This window comes from Peribacillus sp. P4_D6, assembly GCF_056401795.1.
Genome location: NZ_JBFUIQ010000171.1, coordinates 1 through 6,428 on the forward strand (window position 1 = coordinate 1; position 6,428 = coordinate 6,428).

8 protein-coding genes are annotated in these 6,428 nt (G+C 40.8%); 6 read left to right on the forward strand and 2 right to left on the reverse strand.

What is annotated here, in order from left to right; all coding sequences use genetic code 11:
- A partial coding sequence (locus AC1DVB_RS24390) for a transposase (protein ID WP_477591349.1) occupies positions 1-206 on the forward strand: 206 nt, incomplete at its 5' end.
- Positions 207-335: 129 nt separating this feature from the next.
- Here AC1DVB_RS24390 and AC1DVB_RS24395 read toward each other — a convergent pair.
- Positions 336-485, reverse strand: coding sequence for a YycC family protein (locus AC1DVB_RS24395; protein WP_082609358.1), 150 nt, complete (start codon positions 483-485; stop codon positions 336-338).
- Positions 486-826: 341 nt separating this feature from the next.
- Between AC1DVB_RS24395 and AC1DVB_RS24400 the strand changes: the two genes are divergently transcribed.
- Together AC1DVB_RS24400 and AC1DVB_RS24405 are read left to right on the forward strand one after the other, a co-directional pair.
- Positions 827-1,099, forward strand: coding sequence for a hypothetical protein (locus AC1DVB_RS24400; RefSeq protein WP_477591351.1), 273 nt, complete (start codon positions 827-829; stop codon positions 1,097-1,099).
- Positions 1,057-1,440, forward strand: coding sequence for a hypothetical protein (locus AC1DVB_RS24405; protein ID WP_477591356.1), 384 nt, complete (start codon positions 1,057-1,059; stop codon positions 1,438-1,440). Before AC1DVB_RS24400 ends, AC1DVB_RS24405 begins: the two co-directional genes overlap by 43 nt.
- Here AC1DVB_RS24405 and plsY read toward each other — a convergent pair.
- Positions 1,421-2,008 carry a glycerol-3-phosphate 1-O-acyltransferase PlsY gene (plsY, locus tag AC1DVB_RS24410; protein ID WP_034312400.1) on the reverse strand — a complete coding sequence of 196 codons (588 nt, stop codon included), beginning with the start codon at positions 2,006-2,008 and terminating at the stop codon, positions 1,421-1,423. The two genes, AC1DVB_RS24405 and plsY, sit on opposite strands and share 20 nt — an antisense overlap.
- 491 nt (positions 2,009-2,499) lie before the next feature.
- Here plsY and AC1DVB_RS24415 point away from each other — a divergent pair, with 491 nt between their 5' ends.
- The 3 genes from AC1DVB_RS24415 to AC1DVB_RS24425 all read left to right on the forward strand — a co-directional run.
- On the forward strand, positions 2,500-2,910 hold the full coding sequence (locus AC1DVB_RS24415) for a CoA-binding protein (protein WP_034312397.1): 411 nt from the start codon (positions 2,500-2,502) through the stop codon (positions 2,908-2,910).
- A 382-nt stretch (positions 2,911-3,292) separates the two neighbouring features.
- Positions 3,293-5,278: a DNA topoisomerase IV subunit B gene (parE, locus tag AC1DVB_RS24420; protein WP_048678600.1), complete on the forward strand. Its 1,986-nt coding sequence runs from the start codon at positions 3,293-3,295 to the stop codon at positions 5,276-5,278.
- On the forward strand, positions 5,268-6,428 hold a 1,161-nt coding region (locus AC1DVB_RS24425), incomplete at its 3' end, for a DNA gyrase subunit A (RefSeq protein WP_477591354.1). The genes parE and AC1DVB_RS24425, both read left to right, overlap by 11 nt.

The following is a 6,428-nucleotide window of genomic DNA, read 5'->3' on the forward strand; positions in this document are numbered from 1 at the left end:
GTCATCATCAAGATGTAAAACCTATATATGCAAAACGTAAAGAAACGATTGAGCGTGTATTCGCAGATGCAAAAGAAAAGCATGGTATGCGTTGGACTACTTTAAGGGGACTTAAAAAATTGTCAATGYAGGCGATGCTTACTTTCGCTGCCATTAATTTAAGGAAGATGGCCAATTGGATATGGCGAGGTCCAAAAATGGCCTAACATGTGGGCTCGTAGAGCCGCAATCTCTTAACTTTAGGCGAAAATTCAAAGGGRATTTCAAAAGGGGTTCAGAATGTTTTAATTCCGAACCCCTTTTGTCTACAAAATGATAGCTGCAGATTCCTGCAGCTATTTTGTATTGCCTTTTTCTTTTGCTTCAGCCTCGGCAAGCTTTTTCAGCAAGACTGGTGTAGGCATATGCATGATTTGCTCTAAAGGCAAGTTTAGTGACTTGGATAACTTTAATGCAGTTTCCGGTGATATTTGCAATGGTTTCATGGCACTTTCTCCTATCGATATGTAATAACTAGTTCCAGTGTAGCCCCTGTTTAACAATTATTCAATCCTTACTTGACTCTTTCTCCACTAAACGAATTCCAAACGATTTATTCGTTTGGAAGTTAATGTAGAAATGACTCAGGCCCTTTTACCTTGACAAAAGAATCGTGTGGAGTCCAGAATGAAATATAAATAGACTGAAAGAATCACTTTTTTTGAGGGTAACCGGAATTAATTTCAATTAAACAGGTATAAAGAATCATATTTTATTGTCAGGTATAATGGATTAACTTTGTCGGGATTTACAAAATCCGGGGAGTGGGATATGGGTTTTCATAAAAGTGAAGCACTGGTTTCAAAAAGCAAATGAAACAGATGGCATATTGGATGTAAGCAGTGAACAGGTGAAACTTCAGGTTAATATCATCGATTTAACGGAATACGATTTAAAGCTGATCAATATTTTAGAGAGGCAATCGAACCCCAGGTCGAGGGAGTTGTTGATGCCTTTTATTGAACTTAGCCATCGAGGCGGGCAGCTGAACATGGTAATGGATTTGCGGTTGTTTCGATTGAGGTCAGGAAACTTGCTGGACAGACTAAAAAGTCGATAGCTGAAATAGATGAAATCGTGCAATCATCAAATGAATACATGAAAGATATTGTTGATTCTGCCCTAAGTGTCAAAGAAGTGGTTCAAGCAGGTGAGAAGGAATCTGGATTAACGGAAAATTCCTTCAATGAAATAATCGGAATCATCAATGGGAATATAATGGATTGCAGAAATGGAAATGACAATTCAGGGAAAAGTGTTAATCATCAAGGAAATCGGAGCGCTGCTGAAAAGGTTTCGAGGCATGCCTTACAAATGAATTGTAGAATGGAAAATAGGCCCTTGCATACGGGCCTATCTTCACATGGTAATGCACATGTTCTTATAACCATTTTACTTTAGGTTCAGTTTTATCGATAATCCGCTTGATGTTTGCGCGATGCCGGTAAAAAATGAAGATCGTTATTAAACTGATTACAATAATGAGCGGCAAATCTTTAATATGAAAAACTAAACTGTAGATGAGAGCAAGTAGACAAGCAATCATGGATGAAAGCGAGACATATTTGGATATGTATAAGGATATAAAGAAAATGATGACGGCAAAGACAAAAAACCATGGTTCATAAGCAAGAATGACACCAGCAGAAGTTGCCACGGCTTTTCCGCCCCGAAAGTTTGCAAAAATGGGAAACATATGACCGACTACCGCAATAACTCCGGCTAGCAATAAATGCATTTCCACGCCTAGCATATACGGCAGGTAAGTTGCTAGGGTACCCTTAAGTATATCCATGATAGTAACGGTTAGTCCTGCCTTGACACCAAGTGTCCTGAAGGTATTTGTCCCGCCTAGATTTTTACTGCCATGCTCCCGGATGTCGATTTTGTAAAATGTTTTACCGATTATTAAACCGGACGGAATCGAACCGATCAGGTAGGCAGCCAGTATAGTGATAAATGTAAGCATTCTATTACCCTTTCTTTAAGAAAAATCTTCTTTTTTTATCACGTTTAAGGAAGATTGTTCCCTTTTTCAAAAATAAACGTGTAGAAATAGCTAAAAACAGCCCTGAAATACCTGTTAAGCTTCTCTTATTGTAACATTTTCGTGACAAAATGGTACGGCTGTCCAAAAAAAATCCACTAAAAAAATGAATTTTCCTTGATGGACCTACATCTTTTGATATACGTTAAGTTCATGAACGGTAAAAGGTTTAGACTTCCTTATTTTCGTAAATATATAATGAACGATGCCTCCTTGTATAAATTGTTACAATACGTGGTAGTCTGTATGAACATAAGAAAGTTAAGTGAGTCATGCCTTTTCTAAACTTATTCTTTCTTGTATAATGATTTTTCTTAATAATGGTAATAAACAGCTTTTCTCTGTAAAATACTTTTGTTAGGAATACTCTTTAATCAAATATTACATTTTATTATAAAAGGGGATTGAAAAGAATGATAGAAAATCCAAGCAGGGAAGAAATGGGAAAGATGTTGAAAAAATCGAAGCGCATCGCTGTCGTCGGTTTATCTGATAACCCTGAGCGCACTTCTTATATGGTATCAAAGGCCATGCAGGATAGCGGATATGAAATCATCCCGGTAAACCCTGCTGTATCTGAAGTGCTGGGTGTAAAGGCAGTAAAAGCCCTGAAAGATATTGAAGGGCACGTCGATATCGTCAATGTTTTCCGCCGTTCAGAGTTCCTTCCGGAGATAGCCAAGGAATTTGCAGAAATCGATGCAGATATCTTTTGGGCGCAGCTAGGAGTGGAAAATGAAGAAGCCTATAATTTTTTGAAAGAAAAAGGACATACTGTCATCATGAATCGATGTATAAAAGTCGAACACGCCCTTACTAAGTAAAATGAAGAGCGGAACTTCCGCTCTTTTTTTAAGGTATCGCTTTATTTCTGGAGAAAAACTGAAAGGCAGCCATAGCGGGCATTGAGCGGTCGGGCAAAATTAAGCCATTAAAGCTTAATTTGATTTAAATATAAAAGTATATTTGCCAAATGAAAATTTACCGCTACAATTAGAATGGTAGCTATGATACGTTTTGTTCCACACAAATGTGCTAACGCTAATAAAAAGGACAAAAAAATAGAACACTTGTTCTTTGTTCGTGAAAGTATTATACTTGTTATAATGATAATAACGTATTAATGGATTTGTTAAGCTAGTGAGTCATTTCATTGCAGTATGATTTGGCCCGGAAATTGTGTTTAGTAAGGAAAGGGGAATTTCTGTGGCAAAGAAAGTAAAAACAATCGAGTACAATGATGATGCAATTCAGGTACTGGAAGGACTCGAAGCGGTCAGAAAACGTCCCGGTATGTATATCGGCAGTACTGATGCACGCGGACTTCATCATTTAGTGTACGAGATTGTAGATAACTCCGTAGATGAGGCTTTAGCTGGATATGGAGACCAAATTAGTGTGAAAATACATAAAGATAACAGTGTAAGTGTGTCCGATAAAGGGCGTGGAATGCCTATTGGCATGCATAAATTAGGTAAACCGACGCCTGAGGTCATTTTAACGATTCTTCATGCTGGAGGTAAATTTGGACAAGGCGGATATAAAACGAGCGGAGGCCTTCATGGAGTCGGTGCTTCGGTCGTTAACGCGTTGTCTGAATGGCTTGTCGTAACAATCAAGAGGGACGGGTTCATTTACGAACAACGTTTTTTCAATGGCGGAAAGCCAGAAACCACACTGGAGAAAATCGGTAAAACAAATCAAGCTGGGACCAAAATCCACTTCAAGCCCGATCCTAAAATATTTTCGGTGACGACTTTTAATTATGAAATCCTGTGTGAGCGCCTTCGCGAATCAGCTTTTCTTTTAAAAGGCATGAAGATAGAATTGACGGATGAGCGTAACGACCATAATGAAATTTTTCACTATGAAAATGGCATTGAAGCGTTTGTCGATTATTTAAATGAAGAGAAAGAGACACTCCATAGTGTAGTCAGCTTAGAAGGGGAACAAAATGGGATCGAAGTCGAACTTGCCTTTCAATTCAACGATGGTTATTCAGAAAATATTCTAAGCTTCGTGAATAACGTTCGTACAAAAGATGGGGGCACCCATGAGATTGGTGCAAAAACGGCCATGACACGGGCATTCAATGATTATGCCAGAAAAATGGGGCTATTAAAGGAAAAAGATAAAAACCTCGAAGGTACCGATATACGTGAAGGCTTGTCTTCAATCATTTCAGTGCGCATCCCTGAAGAACTTCTTCAATTCGAAGGACAAACCAAAAGCAAACTTGGAACCAGCGAAGCCCGTTCTGCAGTCGATTCCATCGTATCAGAGCACCTAGCCTACTTTTTTGAAGAAGATCCGACCACAAGTACCCTATTGGTTAAAAAAGCGATTAAAGCGTTCCAGGCAAGGGAAGCGGCACGCAAAGCCCGTGAAGACGCAAGAAGCGGGAAGAAACGGAAAAAATCCGATGCCATCCTTTCCGGGAAATTAACACCGGCCCAATCGAAAAATCCCGAACGAAATGAATTGTATCTTGTAGAAGGTGACTCTGCTGGGGGATCGGCTAAACAAGGGCGGGATCGCCGTTTCCAAGCAGTTCTACCTTTGCGGGGTAAAGTTATCAATACGGAAAAGGCAAAACTGGCGGATATTTTTAAAAACGAGGAAATAAATACGATCATCCATGCCATCGGCGGGGGTGTCGGGGCGGAGTTCAATACGCCGGACACTAACTATGATAAAGTGATCATCATGACTGATGCAGATACGGATGGTGCCCATATCCAAGTGCTGCTGCTGACTTTCTTTTACCGATATATGAAACCGTTAATAGAGTCAGGAAAGGTTTACATTGCCTTGCCCCCTTTATATAAAGTGAGCAAAGGGACAGGGAAGAAAGAAGTCATTGAATATGCTTGGAGCGATGAGGAGCTCCAGGGAGCGATAGACAAGGTGGGGAAAGGCTATATGATTCAGCGCTATAAAGGGCTGGGTGAGATGAATGCCGATCAATTATGGGATACCACCATGAACCCGGAAACAAGGACATTGATACGTGTGAAGATCGATGATGGAGCACGTGCAGAAAGACGTGTGACAACTTTGATGGGAGATAAGGTTGAACCGCGTCGTAAGTGGATTGAAGCCAATGTCGCTTTTGGTCTCGAAGAGGAATCGAATATTTTAGATAATGAAAATATGTCGATTGAAGAGGAGGTCATTAACGATGGTATTTGAAGAAACGTTTCGGGATTTGCCGCTTGAAGAGGTAATTGGTGACCGCTTCGGCCGTTATAGTAAATATATTATCCAAGATCGGGCACTTCCTGATGCAAGGGACGGCTTAAAACCGGTGCAGCGCAGGATATTGTATGCGATGCATGTCGAAGGAAATACTCAGGAAAAAGGATTCAGGAAATCCGCAAAAACGGTCGGTAATGTAATCGGTAACTATCACCCTCACGGAGATTCATCCGTTTATGAGGCAATGGTTCGGATGAGCCAAGACTGGAAGCTGCGGAAGGTCATGGTCCAAATGCACGGAAACAATGGTAGCATTGATGGTGATCCGCCTGCTGCGATGCGGTATACGGAAGCGAGGCTTTCATCGATTGCCTCCGAGATGCTGCGGGATATTGAAAAAAGGACGGTCGATTTTGTACCGAACTTTGATGATACTTCTGAAGAGCCCATTGTTTTGCCTGCAATGTTCCCTAACCTGCTTGTAAACGGCTCTACAGGAATTTCAGCCGGCTATGCCACTGAAATCCCGCCACATCAACTTGGTGAAGTCATTGATGCTGCCATTATGCGAATCGATAAGCCGGAAGCGACAGTCGCTGATTTAATGACTGTCATTAAAGGGCCGGATTTTCCTACTGGCGGTATCATTCAAGGAATTGAGGGCATTCGTAAGGCCTATGAAACAGGTAAAGGGAAAATAATCATTCGCGGGTTGGCGGAAGTGGAAACGATTCGGGGCGGCAAACAGCAAATCGTCATCACTGAAATCCCATATGAAGTCAATAAAGCTAACCTTGTTAAGAAAATGGATGAATTCCGTCTAGACCGGAAAGTGGAAGGTATCGCCGAAGTTAGGGATGAGACCGACCGTACAGGACTGCGCATTGTCATCGAACTGAAAAAAGAAGCAGATGCAAATGGAGTCCTGCATTATTTATATAAAAATTCCGATCTCCAAATTGCCTACAATTTCAATATGGTTGCAATTTATAAAAAGCGGCCAACATTGATGAGCCTGCCTAAAATGCTCGATGCTTATATCGAACACCGTAAAGAGGTAATCGTGAACCGTTCACGTTATGAGCTGCAAAAGGCACATGACAGGGCACATATCGTCGATGGATTAGTGAAAGCTTTATCCATA

Coding starts and splice junctions, on each gene's coding strand:
- AC1DVB_RS24395 (WP_082609358.1), bottom strand. CDS start 485: ATGAAACCATTGCAAATATCACCGGAAACTGCATTAAAGTTATCCAAG.
- plsY (WP_034312400.1), bottom strand. CDS start 2,008: ATGCTTACATTTATCACTATACTGGCTGCCTACCTGATCGGTTCGATT.
- AC1DVB_RS24415 (WP_034312397.1), top strand. CDS start 2,500: ATGATAGAAAATCCAAGCAGGGAAGAAATGGGAAAGATGTTGAAAAAA.